This is a genomic window from Pseudomonas sp. MWU12-2029, from assembly GCF_023242425.1.
In the GTDB taxonomy this organism is placed as follows: domain Bacteria; phylum Pseudomonadota; class Gammaproteobacteria; order Pseudomonadales; family Pseudomonadaceae; genus Aquipseudomonas; species Aquipseudomonas kribbensis.
Window position 1 is genome coordinate 985,081 of sequence record NZ_JALJDY010000001.1, and the last position, 25,985, is coordinate 1,011,065.

Consider the following 25,985-nt stretch of genomic DNA (forward strand, 5'->3'; position numbering starts at 1 on the left):
TCCTCCATTCGGTTGCCCGTCCTGACGGCCAGCGAAGTCGGGATCCCTCAGTTCAAGGAGATTCATATGAAACGTTCTGTACTGTTAGGTCTGTTCGTTACTGCCTCGATGATGGCTTCCACGTCCTTTGCTGCAGACAAGCCTGCCGACCTGTGCGATGCCAATATCCAGACCATCAACAATGCCAAGGGGCAGCTGTCATCGTCGCCCGAACTGAGCCAGCGTGCTGAAACCAGCGTGCAAAAGGCTCAGGCGCTCAAGGCCCAGGGCAAGATCGATGACTGCGTTGCGGAAACCTCCCAAACCATTCTGGAACTGCGCAAATCCAGCGGCACCAACAATTGATCCAGGCCCGGCCAACCTTCGGGTTGGCCTTGCGGGCCGTTTGGCGTACACTGCGCGTGCTTGTTGCTCGAACAGATGTACCGGGCAATGAGTTCGGGGCCGTTTAGGATTCGACGCCGGTTGCGAAACTCTAGGTGCATGCCGACTTGGTAACAGAAGTCGTAAATCCACTGTTGCAACTTCTTATAGTTGCCAATGACGACCAATACGGTGCTGCTCTCGCTGCTTAATTGCAGCTGACATGCACTCCTGGTGCCTTCGGGCCCAGCAATCATCAGGGGATGTCTGTAAACCCGAAATGATTGTCATATAGAACAGAATCGCCGTGCAGTACGTTGTGGACGAAGCGGCTAAAACTTACACAACTCGCCCAAAGCACCCTGCCCGTCGGGTCGCTGAGGGTTAACTTAATAGACACGGCTACGCATGTAGTACCGACAGCGGAGTACTGGCGGACGGGGGTTCAAATCCCCCCGGCTCCACCAACTCTCAACGACAAGGCCCGCCAAGTGCGGGCCTTGTTGCATCTGGGGATTTATATCCGGAGAGCTCATGCGCCAGGCACTGCTGATCATCGACGTACAGCCCTGCTTTTCCCCGCCGCAATGGCTGGTCGAAGGCATCCGGTCGCTCATCGGCACGCTGCCCAGCGTCGCCACCGTTGAACGTCACGACGAAAGCCGCACGCCTTTCCAGCGTCAGCTCGGCTGGCACCCGGCGGCGGACGATGACAGCCTGATCGATGCGGATCGCATTTTCATCAAACACGGTTATGCGCCGTCGATGGACACGATCAATTATCTGAAAGGCCTGAATCTGGATCGTGTGTTGGTTTGTGGTCTGCAAACCGAGACTTGCTGCCTTGCCGCCGGGTTTGCGCTGTTTGATGCTGGGTTGCAGCCGACGTTGATTACGGACCTGACGGTGGGTTCGTCGCTGGATCGCTCGGGCGGGCTGGGTGTGCGACTGTGGGAACACCACTTCAAGCACACGCTGACGTCGAGTGAGCTTCGCACCTGTCTGCAGGCGTCCTAGGAAATTTCCCGCAACCCGCGTCGATTTTCATGAATTGGTTCAAGATGCTTCCGAGCGCGAGTCTTCGCGATCCGCTGCGAGCCGGCAGATGGTTTACTAAAGGAATTCGCCGGGTGCCTGACACCATAGTGCGTTGTCATGAAAAGACACTCGAAGCCAAATGAAAAAGGGGGACTGATTGATTTCCTTCAAAATAAATCCCCTTTTCACTCTGGATGCCGCAAGCTGATGAAGCCGCGGGCGTCAAAGCGAAGCCTGCATTTGCCGCTCCATTCAATAATGTAGGCAATAAAAAAGAGGGCTCATAGCCCTCTTTTTTATTTGCGGCAATCATGCCGCGGCAAGCCGACGACGCTTCATCGCGATAGCGATCGAACGGAGCACATCATCCGCAGCGTTCACTATTTTGACGTGCGTAACCACGAAGTCGAACCCTCGCTCCAACACTAGCACACCGAATAACTCATCGGCGAAGGATTCGGAAATGGACTCTACAGCCGCTAGGTCAATCACAACGTGCTCGTGATCATGCAACTGTCGATACAATGCGCTCCGTTCCTTCGAGGCGAGGCTTCGGGAAGCTAGGTCACTGTGCCTTAAGGCAAATGTTTCCATCATTACCCCCTTAGTAGTTTCATAATATCTTCAACATCTTCAGCCACATCAGCCTTAGCGGCCATGAGGCTGGACTCTTTAAGCGATAACGAAATCGCCACGCCCTTCCAAGGCTCTCGCAGAATCCTAAACTGAGCGTTATAGCCAAGGCGCATAGTCATAAGACAATTGCCTGACGCAATCTGCAAAACACCCCGATAGGTTTCAGCCAGTTCTACAAGCTTAGCCAGTCCAAGGCCTTGGTGGTGGTTTCCGTTTTCGCCGGTAACCATTGCAACATTTCCGAAAGGATTGCCACCGATGAAATCGTTTGGAACAGACTGAGCCCAATCATCCTGAGCAGCAGCAAGCTTAGAAGAATTACCCTCTTGGATGCACCATGCAATCGCATCCCTGTCAGACCGGATGCCGTTTTTTGCAGCAATCCTCGCCCGTTTCAGCTCCTCAAAGAATCCCATACCGCAGTCAGCTAGCGAAAACTCCACCGCGTGATCATCTCCACGACGGATAGATTGACGCTGGGCGACGGAATAGCCCGTATTCAAACCATGAGACCACACGTTATCGTGTAGTTCACCAACAACATGTGTCAACTCCTTAAAGGCTGGGCTACGGCTGTAGTCCACAGCACCGTTAGAAGCGTAGGCTCTCAAACATCCGTTGATCTGAGCCGTTGCTGTCTCCACGGCGTCTTGAGAGGCCAGTGGAGTGAGCGTAGCGTAATTTACCCCCGCGTTCCGCCTTTGGAATGGGTAATCGTCAATCCCCCAGACGGCCAGGGCAAGTCCCACAGCGGAAAAGTATTCCCGATTTGCATCATTGTCGAATACGACGGACTCACGGTGCACCCTCTTATTCGTCAAATAGGCTGCAAACGCTGCAATAAATCCTGGCGAGTAATACCTATCAGGGATGCGGTGCTCCGCATCAGCTGCTAGGTGACCGAAATGAAGAGGTAGCCAATCGAGCGCATCAACGAGAGTAGCCAAAACCATTCCTTGGAATTTTTGTATGAGGAATTATATTGCCATTACGTATTTACGCCTTCAAAACATTCCGATAGCTGGCTCAGTGCTGGTTAAAGTCGAAATAACAGCGATATGGCAGCGTTGACGCTGGAGTCTTCTAAATCAAAGAGTTAGACGGGGGGGGCAAATCCCCCCGGCCCACCAACTCTCAACGACAGGGCCCACCAAATACGGGCCCTGTCGCATCTGGGAATTCATATCCGAAGAGCGAGCTCCGATCCTTCCCGCCAGCCTCCGAGGAAATTTCCCTCAACCCGCGTCGACTTCCATGAACTAGTCCCCCCGCCCCCACCCGGTTACCCTCCACCCCTCGCAACAAACAGGTGAACGGCACTACCCGCCGAAGCGCAAGGATCACCCCTCACATGGAGTCCGGTCATGAAAAAAGACACCCCCGATCCATCCGAAAATTCCCCGGTTACCGAGTCCAGGACGATCTCGACTTCCGAACGCCCCATTACCGTTGCCCGCAGGCGCAATTCCCGGCTTCTTCCGGTTGATCAGATCTTCAGCGTGCGCCCGGACGCCGACCTGGTCACGCTGTTGACTCACGCCAGCCAGAATCTCGCGGCGCTCAATATGATGGCGCATGATCTCGTCCATCGACCGGATGAGGTGCAACGGGCGCGGATCGTTGCGATGCATCAGTTGGCGGGGTTGGCGGAGATGCTGGTCAGCAGCGCCCTGAGCAAACTTGACCCACTGCAGCAGGCGGCCGATTCGAAGCCGGTTATCTGCCACTGACCCTCTTGAAAGAGCCGAAATCAGGGGACCTGGCGTCTTGAGCGAAGGTGCAGCGAGATGAATTTTTCTTCACTGCCCCGCCTCCGCCAAAGCTGTAAAGTCCGCTCGCTCATTCAAGAAACTACGGTTCGCCCGCTCTCCTGCGGGCTTTTTTTTGCCCGGGTTTTGGCCACGCGTTTGTGTTTTCCCGCCCACCGCGCAATTCTGGCGATCAATCCCGCCCCCCGGAGCCCCCAATGCCGCTATTGACCCTCCCCTGCCAACGCCTGACGCTCGCGGTGCTCTCCCCGGACCAAGCGCCTCTGGAAAGTGATTTCTACCAACGCAACCAACGCCATCTCGCGCCGTGGTCACCAATCCGCACCACCGACTACTTCTCCACCGAACAGATCCGCCGACGTCTCGAAGTCCAGGCCAGCGCTTTCGATGCCGGGCTGGCGGTGCACATGGCGCTGCTGACTCCCGACGGCCAGCAAATGATCGGCGCCTGCAATTTCAGCGGGATCATTCGTGGCGCGTTCCAGGCGTGTTATCTGGGTTATCACATCGATGCAGCCCACCAGGGTCAGGGTCTTATGCAGGAAGCGCTGGAGTCTGCGATCGCCTACATGTTCGAGACCCAGAATCTGCACCGGATCATGGCCAACTACATTCCCGGCAACGAACGCAGTGCGCGGCTGCTCGAGCGCCTGGGGTTCGAGCGTGAAGGCTACGCCAAGGCTTACCTGAACATTGCCGGACGCTGGCAGGATCATGTGCTGACGGCGCTGGTCAATCCGGCATTCGAAGCACCGGATCAGCGCTGGTCGCGGCGTCTTGCGTGAGTTTCACAATTTGTTAAGCATTGGCGAAGTATGCTCACGCCTCTCGCCCCTTCCGGTTAACTGAAACCTATGTCGTCGCGTGTCGTCACTTCCCTGTTCCTGCTTGCCGCCCTGCTGTTTTTCTTCGCGTTGGGTAACCATCAATTGCAAGGCTCCACCGAGGCCCGCGTCGCCGGCATCGCCATGGAGATGCATCTGGACGATGACTGGGTGACGCCCCGTCTGTTCGGTGAACCGTTTCTGGAAAAACCACCGCTGAGTCTGTGGCTGGACGCCGGCGCCATGCGCGTGTTCGGTGTTTCGCCGTGGGCGGTGCGGCTGGCGTCAGCAGTGGCCGGCCTGCTCAGCGTGATGATTCTGTACGGCATGCTGCGGCGCTTCGGGCGACCGAAAGCGATCGCGTGGACGGCGGGAATCCTGCTGGCGACCATGGCCAGTTACTGGAGCAACGTGCGCGGGGTTGGCGAGGATGCGTTGCTCGCACTCGGCGTGACCACGGCGTTGCTGGCGTTTTTCCAGGCGCAACGCGCTTCGACGCCGGGTAATTCGTTGCTGTTTGTGATCGGGATCGCGATCGCCACGTTGAGCAAAGGCGTGCTCGGTCTGGCGATGCCGGGGGTGGTGATTTTCGCTTACCTGCTGGCCGACAACCTGATGGACAAGCGCTTCAAGCTGATCGAGTGGCTGCGGCCCGGTTTGTTGACCGCGCTCGGGCTGATTCCGCTGCTGATCTGGCTTGCGGTGCTCTATCAGCACGGCGGCGCCCAGGCCGTCAGAGAAGTCTTGCTGACCAACAGCGTCGGGCGCTTCAGCGGTTCCTTCGTCGAGGCCGGGCACTATGAGCCGTTCTACTACTACATCGCCAAACTGCCTGAAGCTTTCCTGCCGTGGAACATTCTGGTGTACCTGGGGCTGTGGCACTTCCGCAAACAATTGAAGGCCAATCGTTACCTGCTGTTTTTCAGCCTGTGGATTGTTGCGCAGTTCATCATGCTGACCCTGGCCTCAAGCAAGCGCACGGTGTACCTGATGTCGATGACGCCGGCTGCGGCGGTGATTGCGGCGGAATATGCAGGCGTACTGTTCGAGAGGTTGAAGGACCGTAACAGCGGGTTTGTCGGATGGATCGCCCGTCATCGTCAGGCATTGGCAGCAGGGATACTGACGGTGGTGATCGCCAGTTACCTCGGCGCCGCGCAATGGGCGCTGCCTAAGGCGGACAAGGAATTGTCGTTCCTGCCACTGACCGAACATATCCAGAGCCTGCAAGCCAGCGGCCATCAGGTCGCCCTGTTCCAGGCCAACGAACGGGTCGGCGGTGCCAGCGTGTTCTACACCCAGAGCGTCCTCAAGGGGCTGGATACCGATGCGCAACTGAAGGATTACCTCAGTGCCTCGCCTTCGAACATCGCGGTGATGTCGGGGGACAGCGAGCCCGCCGCCCCGTTGAAAGTCCTCAAGACCATGATGGTCGGGCGTCAGGCGTACTACTTCGTAGGCTATTGATACAGCGATGCACCAACGAAAAACCCGCCGGTGATGGCGGGTTTTTCATTTCAATGGCGACGCTTCAGAGAGCAGCCTCGGGCTGTGCACTGAACACCTGTCGCTCACGCTTGCTCAACACCGGCAGTTCCAGACGAGCCCGGCCATAGAACGCCAGCGCCGTCAGCAGACACGCCAGCCAGACGAAGATACCGGCCCAGAACGTGTGGGACATGTAGTGCCAGCCCTGCAGGACGCGTGTGGTGCCGTAGACGAAACCGAGCAGCAGCGAGCCCCACAACAAGGCGCTGGAGAAGCGCCATTGATAACGCCGCGCGACAAAATACAGCGCCAGCATGGTGAAACCGCCGGAGGCGTGTCCGCCCGGCCAGCAACGGCCGTCGCCAGCCTCATGGAACAGCTGGAAATTGTTGTACCACTCGATGTGCGCCATCTTGCCGCCGTACAGCGTCGTCTCGATCGGGCAGTAAACGCTGGTGTGGGCCTTGAGGAAGTGAATCACGCCGGTACACACCGCGAACGCCACCACCACAAACAGAAAATCCCGGCGATGGTCAGCGGCAAAGCGCAGCACAGGCGCCACTTTGCAGCGCTCGAGAAACCCGGCGAGGCCCGGGCGCTTCTGCGGATTGACCAGCGGCCAGACCACCGACAGCATCGCACCGACCAAGGCAATTTCAGCAGTCCAGTTCGGAATGATCCGCGCCCACTTGTGGGTCAACTTTTCAAAGAAGTGGATCTTGTCGAGGGGGAAGGTATTGGTCAGCGGATCGAACAGCAGATTACTGAAGGCAATGTCGATGTTCGTCATGTCGAACATCAGAAACACAACAGCAGCACAAACCAGCGGGATACCAAAGTTGTAAGCGTAAAAGCGAGCACTCATCGGATGGACACCGTGCGCCAGTCGGAGGCTTCGATGAAGCCGAGCATTTTCGGAGCCGCCGGGTTGGCCGCGGAAACGAACAGCGAGGATCCATAACCGAGGGTCGAGGCCGGCACCTTGAGGTCTTTTTCCAGTTGCGCCATGCATTCGCTGTGGGTGACCAGGATCAGGTTGCGCCCCGGGACCTTGTGCGCGAGCGCATCCTGCAACATGCGACCCTTGCAGCTGATCAGCCAGTCTTCGCCGGTCGTCGCGTGGTTGAACATGTAACCGGCGGTCTGCACGGTGCGGGTCATCGGGCTGTTGTAGATGTCGACATGGTTCAGGCCCAGGTGTTCGAACTGCGCGCCGACGGCGACCGCGACACTGCGCGAACGGTCGGTGATGCCGTCATTGCCGCTCAGGCATGGCGCCGGGGAGTGATCGCAGCGCTCGACATGACGTACCAGCACGATCATATCGCCCTTGGCCCAACCGGCCGCCAACGCCTGCGCACCGGCCACATTGCCGTGGGCCAGATCAGGCACCGCCGCCGGGGCAAGCAACCACAGGGTCAATGGCACCACCAGCGCCAAGGTCGCCAGGACAACCCCGGCGTTCCGAAAACGGGCCAAACCGCTCAGGTCGATCGAGCGTTTGACGCCGAACAGACTCAGTCTCAATTCCACAAAAATCCGCCTCGCCAGCGTATATCACTGTCATTTGATGCGGCGAAGGTACAGAGGCCCCCGTGGGCAGCCAGTGAAAGTCATGTGAAAAAAGTCTTGGGATCCCTTGTTACAAATTCCGTCGGACAAAATCCTTTCAGCTCTCGGATTTGCGGCCGATACAGTCCTGCTAACACCCTTGCTGGCTCAAAAAAACAACAATCTTCCAGCCTGACCGACGATCAAGACGCACAACGTTTTCTGGAGGAATTGTGATGAATAGCTGGTTCGGCAACATCAGCGTGAACCTCAAACTGGGGCTGGGTTTCGGTCTCGTCCTGGCCCTGACCTGCATCCTCGCCCTGACCGGCTGGACCAGCCTCGGCGGCCTGATTGACCGCAGCAACTGGATGAGCGACATCACCCAGCTGAACGCCGGCCTGACCAAGCTGCGCGTGGTGCGCCTGCAATACATGCTGACCAACGGCGATGAAACCGCCGCGCAGAACGTGCAGACCACCCTCGACGGTTTCGCTGCACAGCAACAAGCGCTGATCGGCAAGTTCAAGAGCCCGGAGAACGTCAAGCTGCTCAAGGAGCAGGCGGCGACTATCGCCGAGTACCAGACGTCCCTGAACAAGATGCGCAACGCCTACCGCACCGGTAACACCGCGCGCGACACCATGGCCGCCAATGCCGAAACCGCGTACAACCTGATCGAGTCGATCAGCAACCGCGTGCAGCAAATGCCGCTGAGCGATACACGTTTCGAACAGTTCCAGGCCATCACCGAAGCCAAGGAAGCGTTCATCCTGGCGCGCTATGAAGTGCGCGGCTACACCGCCACCGCCAATGCCGACACCGAGCAGAAAGCCGTCGGCCAATTGGATGTGGCCATCGCCAGCCTGAAACAGCTGAGCGTGCATTTCTCCAGCACCCAGCAAGACACCCTGCGTCAGCTGGAAACCGCGCTGACCAACTACCGCAGTGCCTTGCAGGCGTTCAAGAACGCCAACAGCGAAGCGGTGCAGGCACGCAAGGAAATGACCGATCAGGGCGCCACCATCGTGACCCTGAGCGAGCAGATGTATCAGATCCAGCTCGATCGTCGTGACATGGAAAGCGCTCAGGCCCGCACCCTGCAACTGATCAGCACTCTGCTGGCGTTGCTGGTGGGCGTCATCGCTGCCTTCATCATCACCCGCCAGATCACCCGTCCGCTGCAGGAAACCATGGCCGTGGTCGAGCGCATCGCCAGCGGCGACCTGAGCCACAACGTGATCGTCACCCGCCGCGACGAACTCGGCGTGCTGCAACAAGGCATCGCGCGCATGGGCGTGACCCTGCGCGACCTGATCAGCGGCATCCGCGACGGCGTGACCCAGATCGCCAGCGCCGCCGAAGAGCTGTCGGCCGTGACCGAACAGACCAGCGCCGGCGTGAACAGCCAGAAGATCGAGACCGATCAGGTGGCCACCGCGATGCACGAAATGACGGCCACCGTGCAGGAAGTCGCGCGCAACGCCGAAGAAGCCTCGCAAGCCGCAGCCGCCGCTGACGGTGAAGCCCGCGAAGGCGACAAGGTCGTGAACGAAGCCATCGCCCAGATCGAGCGTCTGGCCAGCGAAGTGGTGCGTTCCACCGAAGCCATGAGCGTGCTGCAACAGGAAAGCGACAAGATCGGCAGCGTCATGGACGTGATCAAGGCCGTGGCCGAGCAGACCAACCTGCTGGCCCTCAACGCCGCCATCGAAGCCGCCCGTGCCGGTGAGGCCGGTCGCGGTTTTGCCGTGGTCGCCGACGAAGTCCGTGGTCTGGCCCAGCGCACCCAGAAATCCACCGAGGAAATCGAAGGCCTGGTGGCCGGCCTGCAGAACGGCACGCAACAGGTTTCCGCCGTGATGAACAACAGCCGCGCCCTGACCGACAGCAGCGTGGCCCTGACCCGCAAGGCCGGCGACTCCCTGGAAAACATCACCCGCACGGTGTCGAACATCCAGTCGATGAACCAGCAGATCGCCGCAGCCGCCGAACAGCAAAGCGCCGTGGCCGAAGAAATCAGCCGCAGCATCATCAACGTCCGCGACGTGTCGGAACAGACTGCTGCGGCGAGTGATGAGACGGCCAAGTCCAGCGTTGAACTGGCGCGGTTGGGTGGGCAGTTGCAGCAGATGGTGAGCCATTTCCGCGTTTGATGTTTAGCGTCGAATAGCGATTACAACGAAAAAGCCCGCGCCCGAAATGATTCATCATCACTTCGGGCGCGGGCTTTTTTGCGAGAGCGCTATAAACGGCTAAGGCATCGCTACGGTCACCCAGGGGTTAATCACCTCAACCCCGCTGAACTCAAAGTCCTTCACATTGCGAGTAGCAATCGGCACTCCATGAGTTCGACAGATGGCTGCTATCTGCGCATCCGCCATCGATGCGGCTCGCCCCTTTGATTCGCAATCTGCAACCAGTGTCGCGTACTCGACAGCGGCATGCGCATCGAAGGGCAAAATGCGTCCGGCGAAATCCTCTTCGAACATCGCCATGGCAAGGGCTTCAAGATTTTGTTTGCGCTTTCCCGAGGGAAGCCGCGCGATTCCGTGGAGTATTTCTGCCACCGTTATCGCGCTGATTGCCAAATCCATCGAGGGTTGAGCATCAACCCAGGTAAGCACCCGGGTCTCAGGTTCGACGCGCATAAACTCTGAAAGAACGTTGGTATCGAGCACTATCATTCAGAAAAATCCACCCCTGCAGCTTTCTCTGAACGCTCAGGCAGATCAAGATCCACTCCGCCGACAGCACTGAACCTATTACGTATCCGACTTCCAAGACCTCCGGCTCGGTCAACTGTTGCCAAGGCCCGGCCGAGTATCAGACGAGCCTCTTCTTCCATGGAGTGTCCATTGTGAGCGGCAGTGATCCGCAACTGCTCCTTGAGCTTTTCATCAAGGTTTCGAATGGTGATGCTGGCCATGATGCCTCCTGCAATCAATGAAATCATTGATTGCAGGCTAGCACACTGGATCTTGTTGAAACTTGAAAATCTGCCGAACGGCCGATTTACCTGTTCACCTCGTCCCCCGCTGCCGCAACGCCGACGGCATGAAGTACGAATCCTCCGGCACCGGTTGCGAGAAGTCGACGGTGGAGGCCTCTTCGTTATCCAGGTTCTGCACGTAGTACCGTCGGGCCTGCAAGTCGTGGAAGACGTCCAGTGCGCTCCAGGTGGTGGGCAGGTCGTAGAAGTTTTTCAGGTAGGCCATCGACACGCGCCACAACTCCCCTCGCCCGTCGTACTGGTCCACCAGCGCGGCGCCCCAGCTGTCTTCGTCGAGGAACAGCACTCGCTTGGAATAGACATGCCGCGCACCCGGTTTGAGCGTGCCTTCCACCACCCAGACCCGGTGCAGTTCGTAGCGGGTGTATTGCGGGTTGAGGTGGCCGGGGGTGAGCAGTTGGGCGTATTTCACGTCGGGGCTGCCGACCTTGTAGTTGTTGTAGGGGATGTAGATTTCCTGTTTGCCCTTGAGCTTCCAGTCGAAGCGGTCCGGCGAGCCGTTGAACAGGTCGGTGTCGTCTGCGGTGCGCAAGCCATCGGAGGAAGCGATCGGCGTGTCGTAGGCGAGGTTCGGTGCGCGGCGGACGCGGCGTTGGCCGGCGTCATAGATCCAGGCCTGGCGCGGGTCCTTGAGCTGGTCCAGCGTCTCGTGCACCAGTGCGGCACCACCGGCGAGGCGCGCCGGGCTTTTCACGAAGGCGAGGTAGTAGAACAGGATGTTTTTCAGGTCGGCGAACTGGCCGCCCGGGCGGTAGTAGTTGAAGAAGCCTTCCTGCTGCGAGGTCACCAGGGCGAAGCTGCCGTTGCGTTGTACCGGTGCTTCGGAAGCGCGACGGACCACGTAGATGCCGCGATAGCGGGTGATGTGGTTCCACAACACTTCGACCCCATCCTTCGGCACCGGGAACGGCACGCCGCCATAGGCATCCGCGAACCCGCTGCCACCCTCCAGCAGTTTGGCCGAGGTCGCATTTTTCAGGGTGTTGTCATACAGCCATTGCGGTGCGGAGCCGGATCGACGCGAGGGATAGACCGGCATCTGGAAGGTGTCGGGGTAGCTGTTGAACAGGGCGATCTGACCGGGGCTGAGATGCGCCTTGTACTGGTCGAGGTTGGCCTTGGTGATGGTGAACAGCGGTTTGTCCGCCGCATACGGATCGGGGTGATGCTGGCCGGGTTTGTAACCGGCCGGTGCCTGGGTGATGCCGCCGGTCCAGGCCGGGATGGTGCCGGCCGCGTTGCCGGTGCGCTCGGCCCCCATGGGGGTCAGCGTGGTTTTCAGTTGCTCGGCCTGCTGGGGCGAGATGGCGGCCAGTGCGCTTGCAGCGGTGAGGCTCAAGAGCAACGCCAGTGTGGTCTTGGTCAGTCGTGATGCAGGAAACATGTTCGTTCTCCGAATTCAAAAAACCTGTGGACTCACAAGAAATACTTGAGGTTGAACCCGACGTTGTCGCGGTCGCGAATGCCGTTGTTCTGCCCGCCGCCCCAGAACTCGGTGTATTGCAGTTCGGCTTCGAGCTTGTTCTGGTAGTTGGCCTTGACCCCCAGGGTGTAGGCCTTGCGCCCGTCGATGGCGTTGCCGGCCTGGTAGCTGTTGCCCTTGAAGTCGTCCTTGTAGACGACGTAAGGCGAGACGTTGATCCCGGCGTACACGTCGTTCCAGGTGCCGTTGAACATCACCGTGTAGCTGTAGGAATTGCGGTTGACCTGATCGTCGCGATCGCCGCCGGATACGTACGAAGTGTTGCCGGTGCCGGCGTAGTAACGGGTGCTGCCGTCGTAGGCGGTGTATTGCAGGCTGCTGCCGCGCAGGTGCTCGGAGGCCAGTTCGAAGATGCCGAACATCGAGTCGAACGACAGCGTCGGGCCGAAGTTGTAGATGCTGCCCAACGAGGTGTTGAACGCTTCCACCCGCTCGGCGTTGTTGATCTGGCTGTCGAGGGTGACCATTTGCCCGCCGACGTTGATGGCCTTGCCGGACACCGCCGCCGCAGCGCCGTTGGCCAGATCGCCGATCAAGTCGTTGGTGGCGGCGATGCCGATGGGCAGGTTCGGCCGATAGGCCAGTTCACCGAACACCGAGGCATTGCCCAGCGTGGTGTTGAAGCTGAAACCGTACATGCGAATGTCTTCGGCATACCGCCGATGAGCCTGGATGTTGCCCATCACATCGGCAGTCGCCAGACCGTTGGCGAGGGCCCCGGCCTGACTGCCGGCAACGCTGGAAAGCATGTTGGTCAGGGCATTCATGTCGATGCCCTTGTAACCACCCAGGTCGGCGGCGATGGTCGGTTCCTTGGCGTGGTAGTTGACCATGTACAGGCCGAACTCGGTGCTGTTGAGTTCTTCGGCGATGTAGCGAAAGGCAAAGCCGAACTGGCCGTCGTTGCGTGCGTTGTAGTCCTTGCCGATGGACGCCACCTTGAGAGTGTTGCCGTAGGCCGGGGTCACGCCGTTGGCATAGAGACCGGTGGACTTCAGCGCCGGGCCCAGCATCGGGTTGTTGCCCAATGCGCTGTACAGACCGATGACATTGCCGAAACCCGGCACCGGCGTGTCGAGGGCAGTGCCGCTGAAGTTGTTGTAAGCGGTGTTGCCGCCGTCGGCGAACAGGTCGGTCTGCGAGTAGAACGTGCCGACCGGATCGATGCGGGTTTCTTTCCAGTTGGTCTGGTAGAAACTCTCCATGGTCAGGCTGTCGGTCAGGCCGATGTTGAAGCTGACCGCCTCCACCGGCATCAGCACTTCCTTGACCTCGGCGCCGGGCAAGCGGTACTTGGCGGCATCCACCGGGTTGGTGGTGTTGATCCCGCCGCGATAGAAAATCCCCTCGCCCCAGTTGAACACCTGACGCCCCACCCGTGCTGTGACCGGCATTTGCGCAACGTCCCAGCTGCCATGGACGTAGGCGTCGAGCATCTCGATCCGGCTGCCGGCGATGTCGCGGGTCTGGCTGGTGAAACGGTCGTCCTGGGGATAACTCTGGCTCGGCTGCGACGGGCTGTTGTTGTGGTAGTAGTCGTTGCGCTTGTCCATCAACTGGGTGTCGTAGAACGCGGTGCCGCGCAGGAACATCCCGTAGTTCTGGTAGTTGGCTTCCAGCTCCGAGGTGATCTTGTACACCTCGGAAACCAGCCCGGTGTCGAAGTTGCGATTGCCGTCGTTGGTGTTGACGTCATCGTTGTTCTTGTCCCGGCCCTGCACCCGCCACAAGCGGCCATAGGACAGAGTCGTGTCGAGCGATCCGGTGACCTGATTGTCCAGCACACTGAACTCGGCGGCCTGCACCGCATCGACTGCGCAGAGTTGCAGCAGCCCTGCCAAACCGACACCGGGGAGCGCTACGCCAGACAGGCGCAATCGAGTGTTGATCATCTGTTCCTCCTTCCCTGTTCTTATTGTTGTGTGTTGCCGCGATGCTCAGGGCGCCAGTCCCGCGCTGACATAAATCCGGCTGTGGGCGCCGAAATGGCCGAGCAGTCTGAGTAGTTGCCGATTCAGTTCCGGATGGTCGAAATTCTCTTGCTGCAACTGATTGCCGGCACTGAAATCGCTGGTGACCGGGGCCGTTTCCAGCCACTGGCCAATAGCTTCATCGAAGGCCGCAGAGTCATCGACCGACTCGGCACTCACCACTTCGCGCAAATAGTCCACGGAGTACGGCGGGTAATGCGCGTCCCCGGCGGCATCGGCGTAAGCGTCGAGCATCGGATGCGGCTGGCCGGCGCGCAGCACGCGGCGCAGCCAGGTCGACTGGTATTTCTCGACTTCCATGTGGCGGGTCGCGACCCGTTCGATGGACGCCTGTTTGTCATCCGCAAAACCGGCCAGCGCCTTGCCCTCCAGCAGCAGAAGGCTCGGCAGTTCGACGCCCGGCAACGGCTTGGCGTGATACGGCTGGGTCAGGTCCTGAACGTGGTGCAGGCCCCAACCGAGGAAGCGATAACCCCAGTAGGAATGCCCCGTGGCAAACGCCAGTCGCGCCAGCCCCATGTATTGATACGCGCGCCAGTCCGGCCAGCTGCGTTCGAGAAATCCGGCGGCCGCGTAGACCACCGGACTCTCATGGAAGAAGCCCATGTGGAACGGCGCCTGGGAGCTGTACTGGAAGCGTGCATCGCCAAACGGCTGCGGGCCGAAGCCGTACAACGCGGCGACTTTGCCGGGGTTGTCGCTGAACAGATTGATGTCGTGGCCGTAATCCGGCTCATCGGCGGCACTCGCCAGCACGGCCAGGGGCGCGACTTTTTCGTGATCGGCCACGCGAATGAAACGCTGGCGATTCCACGGCGAAAGCGTCTGCTCGACCATCACCTGATCGGCCTGTAGATGCTCGCGCTCGGGCAGGTCCTTGCCCGGCAGCGGCTGGATGACCATCGCCAGATGAATCTGCGGATTGATCCGCAGCGCAGTGAGGAAATCGTGGCGCAGATTGTCGCTCGGCGCGGCGGGCAACTTGAGGTTGTCGGGGCGCGGCGGGTATTGCTTGAAGTGTTCGCGGGCGAAGCGTTCCTGCTCATCGAGCAACGTGACGATGGCCGGGTATTGCTCGGAGAGAAACCGCTCCAGCGGTTCGACCTCGACGGGCGACGCATCGCGCAACGCCGGCAGATCCTGCAACGCCAGGTAGCTGCCCACCGTATGGTTCGACCAGCCCCACGCCGTCGGGGCCATTGCGCAAAGCAGCAGGAGGGAGATCAGCTTCATTGCTTCTGGTTCTTGTTATGTGTGCCGTGGGGATCGAGCCTAACAACCGACCCCGCCCCTGACACTGTCCGATCTCACCAGAAAAGTTCTCCGATAGCGCCACGTGCGCTGTTGTTTCAGGCCGGGTATCCGGTGATCTTGCGGATGCTCTGGTACAACGGCTTGAGCTGCCGGTACATGCGCAGATACACGTCCCGGTAAAGTCGCTCATAGACCTTTTGCGCCTCGGGCTGCGGCATGAATACCGCGCCGACCCGGGTCATCGCCGCTATCGCCGTGGGGAAATCCGCGTGCAGCCCCAGACCCACCGCACAACAAATCGCCGCCCCCAGACCGGACGCTTCATAGACATGCGGACGCTCCGCCGGCAGGCCGAAAATGTTCGCCGTCAGTTGCATCGCCGCGTCACTTTGCGAGCCACCACCCGCGACCCGCAAACGGGTGACGGAGATCTTCGAGCGCTTCTCGATTTTCTCCATGCCCTGACGCAGCGCATAGGCCAGACCTTCGAGGATCGCCCGGTAAATGTGCGCACGGGTGTGCACGTCGCCGAAGCCGATCATCGCGCCTTTGGCTTCAACACCCGGTTCGCGAATGCCCGGCGACCAGTACGGCTGCAACATCAATCCCATCGAGCCCGGCGGCACCGCCTCGACCAGTGCGTCGAACAGCTGCTCGGGCTCGATGCCCTGCTCTTTGGCCTGCTGCATCTCGCGCAGGCCGAACTCGTTCTTGAACCAGCTGACCATCCAGTAGCCGCGATAAATCATCACTTCGCAGTTGTACTGATCCGGCACCGCCGACGGATACGGCGGAATCAACGGGACGATTTCCAGATAGCGCGAGCGGGTGCTGGTGATCGTCGCGGTGGTGCCGTAGGACAGGCACACCGTGCCCGAGTCAACGACGCCGGAGCCGAGCACTTCACAGGCCTTGTCGGCCCCCGCCGCAATCAGCGGAACGCCTTCGGGAATGCCGGTGTGAAGACTGGCTTCGGCGGTTATGTGGCCGAGGGTTTCACCGGGTTTGTGCAAGGTCGGCAGTTGCTCGGGGCGCACCGCCAGCGCCTGCCATTTCCAGTCACGCGGTGCCGCCCAGCGCAGGCGTTTGAAGTCGAATGGCAGGTAACCGACGCAACAGCCCACCGAGTCGACAAAGCGCCCGCAGAGGCGATGCGTGAGAAAACCGGAGAGCAGCAGAAATTTGTCGGTCGCCGCCCACACATCAGGCTGATGGCGGGCGATCCAGTTGGCCTCGGCCTGAGCGCGAAAGTAATCCACGGTGGCCTGCGCGCCGGCCAGTTTGAACAGCCAGCCCCACGGTCCCTTGATCCCGCCTTCGACTTCGCTCTGGCGCTGATCGAGCCAGAGAATCGCCGGGCGCAGCGGCTTGCCCTGGGCATCGACGTTGATCACCGTGCCTCGCTGGGTGGTCAGGGAAACGCCGGCAATCTGCGAGCGATCGATGCCGGTTTGCGCCCACACCTGTTGGCAGGCCTCGCCCAGTTTCGCCCAGTAATATTCCGGGTCCTGCTCGGCCCAGCCCGGTTGCGTCGAGTAATAGGCCTGCAATTCAACCTTGCCCTTGCCGAGCAGATTGCCCTGCAAATCGAAGAGCAGCGCGCGCACGCTCTGGGTGCCATTGTCGATGGCCAGCAGGTAACGCTTGTTCGGGTGGTTGTCCATGGAGCTCTCTTCGAGGGGCATCACTGCGCGATATCCGGCAGGCCGTGATGGCGTTGCCATAACGCCTGATAGCGTTGCTGTTCCTGTTGCCAGTGTTCGTCGTCCCAGCCCAGACGTGGTTGGCAGAGCCGGCGAATGGCCGGAAAATAATCGGCGCCGCCACGGGGCAGCAACAGGCCCAGACGGGTTCGACGCAGCAGAAGGTCGTCCAGATGCAGAACCATTTCTGCTTCGCAGGCGAAGGCCAGTTCGGCCCACAAGGTGTCGGTGGCGCCGACGGTGTCATGGCCCAGTTCGGCGAGCCGTTGCGCCAGCCTCGGCAGGTCTCGGCCATGGCGCCCGGCCAGACGTCGCCACTGACCGGGGCTGAGACCGGGGATCGCCAGTGGCGGCACGGCGGCAAATACCGGTGCGGCATCGTCATCGAAAGAACGGCCGAGCATGTCGGCGCAAGCCTTGAGCACTTCGATGGCTTGCGGGCGGAACGTCGTGAGTTTGCCGCCGGCCAGCGTGACGCAACCTGGCTCCTGCCACAGCACGTGTTCACGGGTTTCATTCGATGGCTTGCCCTGATGCGCACCCGACGCACTGCCCACCACCGGGCGCACGCCGGACCAGGTTGAAAGCACATCGGCCGCTGTCACTTCAGCGCCGGGAAACTGCTGTCGACAGGCCGCCAACAGATAGTCGAGTTCTTCGCCGCTGATGCTCGCGCCCTGGTCCAGATTCTCGCGGTGATCGAGGTCGGTGGTGCCCACCACCGTGGCGCCTTCCCACGGGAAAACGAACACCGGCCGCCGATCCTGCTCGTGCATAAACGTAAAGGCTTGGGCCACCGGCAAGCGCCAGCCCGGCAGCAGCAAATGGCTTCCGCGCAACGGGCGCAACTGGCGCGGCGCCTCGGGTGGACGCAGGCGTTCGGCCCACGCCCCGGTGGCTACCGCCAGCACACCACACCGCAATTGCAGCGATGCACCGGCCTCGCAATCCTCAACCTGAACTCCGCACACCCGACCGTTTTCCCGCAGCAGATGTTCGACGCGCACGCCGTTGAGCACCACCGCGCCGTCGGCCCGCGCTTCGCTCAACACGCGCATCACCAGCCGCGCGTCATCGGTCAGCGCATCGACAAAACAGGTGCCGCCCAGCAGGTCATTTTCCTTCACGCCCGGCGCCAGAAAACGCAGTTGCTGCGCATCATGAAAACGATGATCGCGGCGCCCGGCCAGTGCGTCATAGACCGACAACAAACCACCCAGCACCCGAGGCCCGGGAAAGCCGCCGCGATAGTGCGGCATCATGAAACTCATCGGCTCCACCAGCCCCGGTGCTTCGTCGAGCAGGCGCTGGCGTTCGCGCACGGAATCGCGAGTCAGCCGCCATTGGCCCTTGGCGATGTAGCGCAAACCGCCATGGACCATTTTCGAGGATCGACTGGACGTGCCCCAGGCGAAATCACGCTGCTCCAGCAGCAGGCAACGCCAGCCACGGCGCGCGGCTTCGCGCAGGATGCCGGCGCCGCTGATGCCGCCGCCGATCACGATCAAATCCCAGTTCTCACCCGCCAGCGTCGGCAGGATTTGCTCGCGCCATTCGGCGTTCCAGTCCGCGCTCATCGCCGTCACTCCTGCAACAGCGTGCCGGGGTTCAGGCGCCCGGCCGGGTCGAAGTGCCGGCTCAGCGCCTGCAGGGTGTCCATCGCCAGCGCGCCCTTTTCGCGCGGCAGGTACGGCGCGTGATCCTTGCCCACGCCGTGCTGGTGGCTGATGGTGCCGTGGTTGTCGACGATGGTCTGGCTGGCCGCGTGTTTGAGGGCCTTCCAGCGGGCGAGCGTCGCGGGATAGTCCGCCGCCGGGCGAAACACGTAAGTGGTGTAGATGCTCGAACCTTCGCCGTAGACGTGGGACAGATGGGTGAACACATGCACCCGTTCGCCCTCGGCCGCCAAGGCATCCCGCAGGCTGTTTTCGATCCGGTTGAGCAGATTGTCGACGTTGCTCCAGTCGGTGGCGGTTTCGAGGGTGTCGACCACGTAACCGGCGTTCCACAGGTTCTCCCGCAGATACGGAAAACGAAAGCGGTTCTGCGCCCACTTCTTGCCGAGCAGCGTGCCGGTGAACACACCACCAAACGCCTTCAGATGCTGGCGGGCCTGAGTCAGGGACAACGCATTCTGCTTGCGATTGCCGGTCACGCCGAAGGTCAGCAGGCACTTGCCCTGCCCCGCGCCGCGCAGGTTCAGATACTTCTCCAGCCAGGCGATCTGCTGCGGATGACCGGCCAGCGCCAGTTGGGTTTCGGTCTCCACCGCGTTGGACAGGCGCAGCATCGACAGCGGCACCCGCGCTTGCGCCAACTGGCGGATCGCTTGAAGTGCCTTGCTCCAGTTGGGCAGAAACACACCGTAGAAACGCTCATCGGCAGGCAGCGCGCTGACCCGCACCTTGACCTCGGAAATGATCCCGAAACGCCCCTCGCAACCCAGTACCACTTCGCGCAGATCAGGGCCGGCCGCCGAGGCCGGGAACGTTGGAATCTGTAGCGGCCCGGCAAAGGTTTCCAGGGTTCCGCCGGCGAACAATTGCTCGATCCGCCCATAACGCAGCGACTGCTGGCCGCTGGAGCGACTGGCCACCCAACCGCCCAGCGTCGACAGCTCCCACGACTGCGGAAAATGCCCCAGCGTGTAGCCACGAGCGCGCAACTGGCTCTCTACCTGCGGGCCACTGGCGCCGGGGCCGAAAGTCGCCAGCAGGCTTTGTTCGTCGAGGTCGATCAGGCGGCTCATCCGCGCCAGAGAAACAGTCACCACGGGCCGCGCAGAGTCCGGCGGGTTGATGTGCCCGGCCACCGACGTGCCGCCGCCGTAGGGAATCAGGCACAGGTCCTGCGCCTGGGCGAGCGCCAGCAACTGGCGAATGTGTTCGGCGGTTTCCGGAAACGCCACGGCGTCGGGATAATTGCCCAGCGCGCCTTCGCGCAACGCCAGCCAGTCCGGCAGGCTCTGCCCCCGGGCGTGCAGCAGACGCTCATGGGCATCGAGGCTGTACAAGGCGTGTTCCGCCAGCCGCGAGACCGGCACCCGGGCCAATGCTGCTTCCAGCGTTGCGTCGGGCAGCGCGCGTCCCTCCTCCAGTCGCTCATGGAGAAAACTTGCGCCCTGGGCCGGCAGTTCGACCACCGTGGTTGCATCTCCCCAGCCGTTCCAGCGTCGCATGCGTGTGTCCTTCTGTGCAGTCTGATCAGTGAGATTTCAGGCCCTCATACTAGTCAGCCGGCCGAAAGTGTCACGGTCGCATCCGGCCAGTTCGAGTAGCCAATTGAGTCAAACGTCGCGCAAGCGTCAGCCATTTACTTTAGTCGTGGATTCAAATTACCTTTCAGGGCGCTCATCCGCCCGTGGCGGCCTCGATCAAGGGAATTCGGTCATGCAATCGCTCGGCTTCACCTCCGTTCCGCCTCTGCTCAAATACCTGCGCCATGCCGAACATCTGGGCCTGGCCATCGAGCCTGCGTTGGCGGCGGCGGGGTTGCAGGCGCAGCAGTTGAGCGACAACAGCCTGCGCCTGCCGGGTGAAACCCATGAACGGTTGCTCGATTACTTTTGCGAACACTCGGGCGATCCGCTGTTCGGTCTCAACGCGGCGAATTTCGTGCTGCCCAACTCCTGGAGCGTGCTGGGCTACATCACCATGAATTGCGCGACACTCGGCGACGCCATGAGCCGCATCATGCCGTTCGAGAAATTGGTGGGTGACATGGGCGTCAGCCGCGCCGAGGTGCAGGACAGCCACGTGCACCTGATCTGGAGCTGCCGCTTCGAACGCCCGCGGATTCGCCGGCATCTGGTGGAAAACGTGCTCGGCTCCTGGCTGCAATATGCACGCTGGATCGCCGACACACAGTTGTCGCCGGCCGCCGTGTGGCTGGAGCACTCACGCCCGGCGGACACGACGCTGGAACAGTACGAACAGTTTTTCGAATGCCCGGTGCTGTTCGATCAGCCGTATTCCGCGCTGATCGTGCCGTTGCCGTATTTGCAGTTGCCGTTACGCCAGGCCGATGCGCATTTGCTGCGTACCCTGGAAGAACACGCGCAAAGTCTGATGGCGACACTGGAAGATGCATCGCTTGAGCAGCGGGTCAAAAGCATCCTGCGTCAGTTGCTCAAGGAAGGTCTGCCGCGCAAGGAACAGGTGGCCGAGCATTTGGCTGTCTCGGTTCGCACGCTGCAACGCCAGTTGCATCAGGCCGGCACCTCGTATCAGCAGATTCTCGATGACTTGCGCCAGGAACTGGCCGAGCATTATCTGTTGAACAGTGCGTTGCCGATTCAGGACATCGCGCAGTATCTGGGCTTTACCGAACCGCGCTCGTTTCACCGTACCTTCAAGAGCCGGCGCGGGATGCCGCCCGGTGAGTTTCGGCAGACTCACCGGGTATCGAACGACAGTTAGAGGCTGATCGCGTTGGTGAACACCAGGCGATTGCCGAACGGGTCGGCGATGGTCATGTCCTGGCTGCCCCACGGCATGGCCTGAATCCCCGGGTGCGAGAACTTGTAGTTCTTGGCCAGCAGTTGCTGCTGGAACGCCTCAAGTTCATCGGTCTCGATCCGCAGGGCCGAACCCGGTGTTGCATCGCCATGATGCTCGGACAGGTGCAGCACACATTCGCCCCGGGAGACTTGCAGATACAACGGGAAACCGGGTTCGAAACGATGCTGCCAATCGATCTTGAAACCGAGGAAGTCGACATAGAACTCCAAGGCCTTGGCTTCATCGAAAATCCGCAGGATCGGGGTGGTTTTGCCGAAGCTCATGGGGTGCTCCCTGACTGATTGGCCCCGCAGTGTAGCCGGGGTAGATGTCAGCAATTCGGCTAGGTGATGGCTTTCTTTAATCGCAATGTGCCATCACTGTGACGCAATCCGCGAAACTCAGTGAAAGTTGTCACGCAGATCACCCTCACGCGCCAGAAAGCGCCCTGCCCTTTGCCCGTTGGCCTGCCCCTCGCGATAACTCAGCACGCCGTTGATCCACACGCCGTCGATGCCTTGCGCGGCACGTTGCGGGTCGCTGAAGTCCGCCACGTCATGCACGGTTGCCGGGTCGAACAACACCAGATCCGCCCAGTGTCCTTCGCGAATCTCGCCGCGCTCCTTCAAGCCAAAACGCGCCGCCGACAGACCGGTCATCTTGTGCACGGCGGTGTGCAGCGGAAACAGGCCGACGTCGCGACTGAAATGCCCGAGCACCCGTGGGAAAGCGCCCCACAGGCGCGGATGGGGGAACGGGTCTTCCGGCAAACCGTCGGAACCGACCATCGTCAGCGGATGGGCGAGGATCCGGCGTACGTCGTTCTCGTCCATGCCGTAATACACCGCGCCCGCCGGTTGCAGGCGTCTGGCGGCATCGAGCAGTGGCATCGTCCATTCGGCCGCGATGGCGGTCAGGTCGCGACCGCTGACTTCCGGGTGTGGCGTCGACCAGGTGATGGTGATGCGGTGGGCGTCGGTCACCTGTTTCAAATCCAGCGTCGAAGAACTTGCCGCGTAGGGGTAGCAATCACAGCCGACCGGGTGGGTTTTCGCCGCTTCTTCCAGCGATGCGAGCAACTGCGGACTGCGCCCCCAGTTGCCCACGCCGGCACATTTGAGGTGGGAAACGATCACCGGCGAACGGGCGTGGCGGCCAATGCGAAAGGCTTCGTCCATGGCCTCCAGCACCGGTTCGAATTCACTGCGCAGATGGGTGGTGTACACCGCACCGAACGCGTTCAATTCTTCAGTCAGCTGCATGACTTCATCGGTGGACGCGGAGAACGCGCTCGCATACGCCAGCCCTGTGGATAAACCGAGGGCGCCCGCCTTGAGGCTTTCACGCAACTGCTCGCGCATCGCGGCGACTTCATCGTCGGTCGCCGTGCGAAACAGATCATCGAGGTGATTGCTGCGCAGCGCCGTGTGCCCGACCAATGCCGCGACGTTCAGCGTGGTGTTGGCCGCTTCGACCGCCGCACGGTAATCGCTGAAACGCGGATAGACGAAGGCGGCGGCCGTGCCGAGCAGGTTCATCGGATCCGGTGGATCGCCCTTGAGACTGACCGGTGCGGCGCTGATGCCGCAGTTGCCGACGATCACCGTGGTCACGCCCTGGCTGAGCTTGGGCAGCATCTGCGGCTGGCGGATCACCACGGTGTCGTCGTGGGTGTGCACGTCGATGAAACCCGGCGCCAGCACGCGGCCGGCGGCGTCGATCTCTTCGCTGGCGCGGGCATCGCCCAGATCGCCGATGCGCGCGATGCGGCCATCGAGGATTGCCACGTCAGCGGCGTAACCGGGAGTGTTGCTGCCGTCGATGACCAGGGCGTTGCGAATCAGTGTGTCGTACTGCATGTCAGTCTCCGGCGGCAGCGCGGCGTCAGTGTCTGCCTTTGATCAAATGGTGATCGAATCCTTGTTCGATGAGGTAGCGCCAGGCTGCCTCGACTTCCTCGGGAATCACCTGCTCGGCCTGAAAGCCCAGCGAAGGGTAAACCATGATCCGGTGGATATCCCCGACCATTTCGTCGATCAGTCCCAGGACCCCGATCAGGTTGCTGACCTCACCCGGAAAACCGAACGACGGCGCATCCACCCACGCCTCAAGCCCTGGCCATTGAACGGGCAAGGTCAGCGCCACACGCCGGATCGAATTCGGCTTGGTCAGGAACGTCGCCCGGCGCACGTCCGGGAACAACTCCCGGGCAAACGCGATGTTCTCGGCGAAGTTGGTGGCACGGGATTCGAGGGTGAACTGATCCGGCGAAACACCTTGAATCATGGCCCGTTGCGCAAAAATATCGGCTTCGGTGCGTTCCCACAAATGCTTCGTCCAGTTGCCGGTGTTGCCGGTGAACAACAGATGCGGGGCGACGCCTTTTTTCAGCAACTGACAGGCGTAATCACAGACCCGCAGGTCGTAGGAGCCGCACACCACGATCAGCTCACAATCGCTGTGTTGGCGCCCTGCACCGAGGAAATTCCACAGGACGGTCGCGTGTCGCAAGGTCGGTGTCATGAGCGTGCGAACCTCTGGGCAAGCTGCCCGCTGATAAACAATCCACCGTCAGCATAGAGGTGTGTATCCACCCCGCCCTGCGAGACCGGGAGCGCCGTGAAATCCGCGTACGTCCGCAGTGCTCCGTGGGCAGTCAGCGTCGGATCGTCGCCGATACCGATGCACAGCGCGCCGCTGCTGACCGCCGACTGCACACCGCTGACGGAGTCTTCGAAGACCAGGCATTCATCGCTCTGACGCTCCAGTCGCGCGGCGGCCAGGCGATAGGGATCGGGAGCGGGTTTGCCACTGCGTACATCGTCGCGGCAGATGATGCAGTCGAAAACCGACGTCAGGTCGTGTTGCTGCAGGACGTGGTCGACGCGCGCTCGCCAACTGCTGGTCACCAGCGCCAGCGGCACGCGCCCACTCAATTGGTCGATGAACGCAGCGACACCCGGCACCAGCGCGCAGATCGAAACCTCTTCGATGGCATCGACTTCTTGCTTGATGGTCACGCGCTGCTGCTCGTCAAACTGACCAAACAGGGCCTGCAGGGTGTAACCACCCGGGCGGCCGTGAATGTGATCGTCGATGAAGGCCTGATCGACGGTCACACCGTACTTGCGCGCCACCGTGGTCCAGGCCAGCTCGATGACCTGGCGCGACTGGATCAGCACGCCATCCATATCAAAGCAGACGGCTGTAAACGTTCGTTGTGTCATCGGCTGCACTTCGCATTTTCTGGTGAGCAATGAATGCCAGCACGGTCCCCATCAGGGCAAACAGCGCCATGACATACCAGGACCATTGTGGCTGCGTCTCGTACAGATACCCGGCAAAGGGTGTGGCCAAACCCATGGGCAAGGCAACTGCCAGCGAGTAATAGACCCCCTGGGTAAACACCTGGATATCCGCCGGGGCATGGTCGCGAATGCAGCGCATGATCGCCGAGTGATACGCCGCGAAACTCAAGGCGTGCAGGCATTGCCCCAACAGGATCACCGGCACCGCATCGCTGTCGGAAAACAGCGCCCAGCGCGCCGCCGCGCAGACACTGGAAAACATCACGATGGATAACGGCGAACAGAACGACAGGACTTTGTTGGAGAACGCGAAGTAGGTGATTTCCGCGATCACCGCCACTGACCAGAACACCCCGATGGCGGTTGAAGAGTAGCCCTTCACGCCCCAGCCGATCGACGCCGTGGAAAAGTACAGGGTGTGACTCAGCTGAATGAAACTGGCGGCGGCAATCGCGATCAGCAGGCCTTTCTGGGCGAACAGCGCCTTCCAGTCGGGGCGCTTCGTCACACGCTCGGGTGGTTGCAGATGCGCCAGCGTGACCTGACGTTTCAGCCACAGACACGCCAGCGCGGTGAGCAACATGCACGCGGCAATCACCACCGGCACCCAGGACTGGCTGTATTGCGCAAACAACAGGCCACCGAGGGTCGATGTCAGGATAAAGGCCGAAGAGCCCACCGCGCGGACCCAGCCGTAGTTCTGCAGGGCTTGCTTGTCACGCTTGAGCAGATAGGACTCGGACAGCGGCAACACCACCATCCACAGCCCGCCAAACAGAATGCTCAGGCACACGAATCCCCACAGGTGCACCGGCATGAAATAGAACAGCAACGTACACAACGCTGCCGAGAAACCGAGAAAAGCCGCGAGCCGAAGCTGGTCCACGCGCCAGTCGGCGACGTAGGTGATCAACACTCCGGTCGCGACCTGGGGCCAATAGACCGCCGCGATCAGCAAGCCAATCTGGCTGGCGCTGAAGCCCAGCGAATTCAGCCAGGTCGGCCAGAACGGGTAGATGATCCCTTCCGCGGCAAAGAACCCGAAAAAGATCAGATACATGAATC

General features: G+C 60.9%; 25 protein-coding genes, 1 other RNA gene and 1 pseudogene. 9 read left to right on the forward strand and 18 right to left on the reverse strand.

Annotation, left to right across the window (positions count from 1 at the left end; genetic code table 11):
- Positions 1–66: 66 nt before the first annotated feature.
- From M5B44_RS04690 to M5B44_RS04700, 3 genes are all read left to right on the forward strand, one after another.
- Complete coding sequence (locus M5B44_RS04690; protein ID WP_192552867.1) at positions 67–345, forward strand: hypothetical protein; 279 nt, start codon at positions 67–69, stop codon at positions 343–345.
- 95 nt (positions 346–440) lie between these two features.
- Positions 441–830, forward strand: a transfer-messenger RNA (tmRNA) gene (gene ssrA / locus M5B44_RS04695).
- 67 nt (positions 831–897) lie between these two features.
- Positions 898–1,380 carry an isochorismatase family protein gene (locus M5B44_RS04700; protein ID WP_248738359.1) on the forward strand — a complete coding sequence of 161 codons (483 nt, stop codon included), beginning with the start codon at positions 898–900 and terminating at the stop codon, positions 1,378–1,380.
- A 136-nt stretch (positions 1,381–1,516) separates the two neighbouring features.
- On the opposite strand, the gene M5B44_RS04705 is transcribed toward M5B44_RS04700, so the two are convergent.
- Genes M5B44_RS04705 through M5B44_RS04715 form a run of 3 tightly spaced genes read right to left on the reverse strand, consistent with a single transcriptional unit; the run spans position 1,517 to position 2,984 of the window.
- Complete coding sequence (locus M5B44_RS04705) at positions 1,517–1,714, reverse strand: hypothetical protein (RefSeq protein ID WP_248738360.1); 198 nt, start codon at positions 1,712–1,714, stop codon at positions 1,517–1,519.
- On the reverse strand, positions 1,711–1,998 hold the full coding sequence (locus M5B44_RS04710) for an STAS-like domain-containing protein (RefSeq protein ID WP_318653914.1): 288 nt from the start codon (positions 1,996–1,998) through the stop codon (positions 1,711–1,713). The genes M5B44_RS04705 and M5B44_RS04710 overlap by 4 nt, the downstream gene beginning before the upstream one ends.
- Entirely contained in the window at positions 1,998–2,984 is a 987-nt protein-coding gene (locus M5B44_RS04715; RefSeq protein ID WP_248738362.1) for a hypothetical protein, read from the reverse strand. Before M5B44_RS04715 ends, M5B44_RS04710 begins: the two co-directional genes overlap by 1 nt.
- Before the next feature lie 417 nt (positions 2,985–3,401).
- Between M5B44_RS04715 and M5B44_RS04720 the strand changes: the two genes are divergently transcribed.
- The 3 genes from M5B44_RS04720 (at position 3,402) to M5B44_RS04730 (ending at position 6,097) form a co-directional block, all read left to right on the forward strand.
- Positions 3,402–3,767 (forward strand): DUF6124 family protein, encoded by a 366-nt coding sequence (locus tag M5B44_RS04720; RefSeq protein WP_248738363.1) that lies wholly within the window; start codon positions 3,402–3,404, stop codon positions 3,765–3,767.
- A 236-nt stretch (positions 3,768–4,003) separates the two neighbouring features.
- On the forward strand, positions 4,004–4,591 hold the full coding sequence (rimJ, locus tag M5B44_RS04725; RefSeq protein WP_248738364.1) for a ribosomal protein S5-alanine N-acetyltransferase: 588 nt from the start codon (positions 4,004–4,006) through the stop codon (positions 4,589–4,591).
- Positions 4,592–4,660: 69 nt separating this feature from the next.
- On the forward strand, positions 4,661–6,097 hold the full coding sequence (locus M5B44_RS04730) for an ArnT family glycosyltransferase (protein WP_248738365.1): 1,437 nt from the start codon (positions 4,661–4,663) through the stop codon (positions 6,095–6,097).
- A gap of 64 nt (positions 6,098–6,161) precedes the next feature.
- Here the strand turns inward: M5B44_RS04730 and M5B44_RS04735 are convergent, their stop codons facing one another.
- Together M5B44_RS04735 and M5B44_RS04740 are read right to left on the reverse strand one after the other, a co-directional pair.
- The gene (locus tag M5B44_RS04735) at positions 6,162–6,983 is read right to left on the reverse strand and encodes a phosphatase PAP2 family protein (RefSeq protein ID WP_248738366.1); all 822 of its coding nucleotides are present in this window, start codon (positions 6,981–6,983) and stop codon (positions 6,162–6,164) included.
- Positions 6,980–7,651 (reverse strand): histidine phosphatase family protein, encoded by a 672-nt coding sequence (locus M5B44_RS04740; RefSeq protein ID WP_248738367.1) that lies wholly within the window; start codon positions 7,649–7,651, stop codon positions 6,980–6,982. The genes M5B44_RS04735 and M5B44_RS04740 overlap by 4 nt, the downstream gene beginning before the upstream one ends.
- Positions 7,652–8,040: 389 nt before the next feature.
- Between M5B44_RS04740 and M5B44_RS28945 the strand changes: the two are divergent.
- Positions 8,041–8,919, forward strand: a pseudogene (locus M5B44_RS28945) (methyl-accepting chemotaxis protein); the annotation flags it as partial.
- Positions 8,920–9,120: 201 nt separating this feature from the next.
- Positions 9,121–9,825 (forward strand): methyl-accepting chemotaxis protein, encoded by a 705-nt coding sequence (locus M5B44_RS28950; RefSeq protein ID WP_412546960.1) that lies wholly within the window; start codon positions 9,121–9,123, stop codon positions 9,823–9,825.
- A 99-nt stretch (positions 9,826–9,924) separates the two neighbouring features.
- Here M5B44_RS28950 and M5B44_RS04750 read toward each other — a convergent pair whose 3' ends face one another.
- The 8 genes from M5B44_RS04750 to M5B44_RS04785 all read right to left on the reverse strand — a co-directional run bounded on the left by M5B44_RS04750 (position 9,925) and on the right by M5B44_RS04785 (position 20,291).
- Positions 9,925–10,356 (reverse strand): type II toxin-antitoxin system VapC family toxin, encoded by a 432-nt coding sequence (locus tag M5B44_RS04750; protein ID WP_248738369.1) that lies wholly within the window; start codon positions 10,354–10,356, stop codon positions 9,925–9,927.
- Positions 10,353–10,598 (reverse strand): FitA-like ribbon-helix-helix domain-containing protein, encoded by a 246-nt coding sequence (locus M5B44_RS04755; protein ID WP_248738370.1) that lies wholly within the window; start codon positions 10,596–10,598, stop codon positions 10,353–10,355. Before M5B44_RS04755 ends, M5B44_RS04750 begins: the two co-directional genes overlap by 4 nt.
- A gap of 94 nt (positions 10,599–10,692) precedes the next feature.
- The gene (locus tag M5B44_RS04760; RefSeq protein WP_248738371.1) at positions 10,693–12,066 is read right to left on the reverse strand and encodes a DUF1329 domain-containing protein; all 1,374 of its coding nucleotides are present in this window, start codon (positions 12,064–12,066) and stop codon (positions 10,693–10,695) included.
- A 32-nt stretch (positions 12,067–12,098) separates the two neighbouring features.
- On the reverse strand, positions 12,099–14,057 hold the full coding sequence (locus M5B44_RS04765) for a DUF1302 domain-containing protein (protein WP_114881357.1): 1,959 nt from the start codon (positions 14,055–14,057) through the stop codon (positions 12,099–12,101).
- Positions 14,058–14,102: 45 nt separating this feature from the next.
- On the reverse strand, positions 14,103–15,389 hold the full coding sequence (locus M5B44_RS04770) for a phospholipase (RefSeq protein WP_248738372.1): 1,287 nt from the start codon (positions 15,387–15,389) through the stop codon (positions 14,103–14,105).
- A 116-nt stretch (positions 15,390–15,505) separates the two neighbouring features.
- Entirely contained in the window at positions 15,506–17,074 is a 1,569-nt protein-coding gene (locus M5B44_RS04775) for an FGGY-family carbohydrate kinase (RefSeq protein ID WP_248738373.1), read from the reverse strand.
- Positions 17,075–17,094: 20 nt separating this feature from the next.
- A complete protein-coding gene (locus M5B44_RS04780) occupies positions 17,095–18,690 on the reverse strand; it encodes a glycerol-3-phosphate dehydrogenase/oxidase (RefSeq protein WP_248738374.1) in 1,596 nt (531 codons plus the stop codon).
- A gap of 5 nt (positions 18,691–18,695) precedes the next feature.
- On the reverse strand, positions 18,696–20,291 hold the full coding sequence (locus tag M5B44_RS04785) for an FAD-binding oxidoreductase (RefSeq protein ID WP_248738375.1): 1,596 nt from the start codon (positions 20,289–20,291) through the stop codon (positions 18,696–18,698).
- 211 nt (positions 20,292–20,502) lie between these two features.
- On the opposite strand from M5B44_RS04785, the gene M5B44_RS04790 reads away from it, so the two are divergent.
- Complete coding sequence (locus tag M5B44_RS04790; RefSeq protein WP_248738376.1) at positions 20,503–21,531, forward strand: AraC family transcriptional regulator; 1,029 nt, start codon at positions 20,503–20,505, stop codon at positions 21,529–21,531.
- On the opposite strand, the gene M5B44_RS04795 is transcribed toward M5B44_RS04790, so the two are convergent.
- From M5B44_RS04795 to M5B44_RS04815, 5 genes are all read right to left on the reverse strand, one after another.
- Positions 21,528–21,896, reverse strand: coding sequence for a glyoxalase superfamily protein (locus M5B44_RS04795; RefSeq protein WP_085734057.1), 369 nt, complete (start codon positions 21,894–21,896; stop codon positions 21,528–21,530). The two genes, M5B44_RS04790 and M5B44_RS04795, sit on opposite strands and share 4 nt — an antisense overlap.
- Positions 21,897–22,013: 117 nt before the next feature.
- Complete coding sequence (locus M5B44_RS04800) at positions 22,014–23,471, reverse strand: N-acyl-D-amino-acid deacylase family protein (protein WP_248738377.1); 1,458 nt, start codon at positions 23,469–23,471, stop codon at positions 22,014–22,016.
- Between the two features lie 25 nt (positions 23,472–23,496).
- Entirely contained in the window at positions 23,497–24,135 is a 639-nt protein-coding gene (locus M5B44_RS04805) for a YdcF family protein (RefSeq protein ID WP_085713216.1), read from the reverse strand.
- Entirely contained in the window at positions 24,132–24,839 is a 708-nt protein-coding gene (locus M5B44_RS04810) for an HAD family hydrolase (protein ID WP_248738378.1), read from the reverse strand. The genes M5B44_RS04805 and M5B44_RS04810 overlap by 4 nt, the downstream gene beginning before the upstream one ends.
- Complete coding sequence (locus M5B44_RS04815; protein WP_248738379.1) at positions 24,805–25,980, reverse strand: MFS transporter; 1,176 nt, start codon at positions 25,978–25,980, stop codon at positions 24,805–24,807. The genes M5B44_RS04810 and M5B44_RS04815 overlap by 35 nt, the downstream gene beginning before the upstream one ends.
- Between the last annotated feature and the right edge of the window lie 5 nt (positions 25,981–25,985).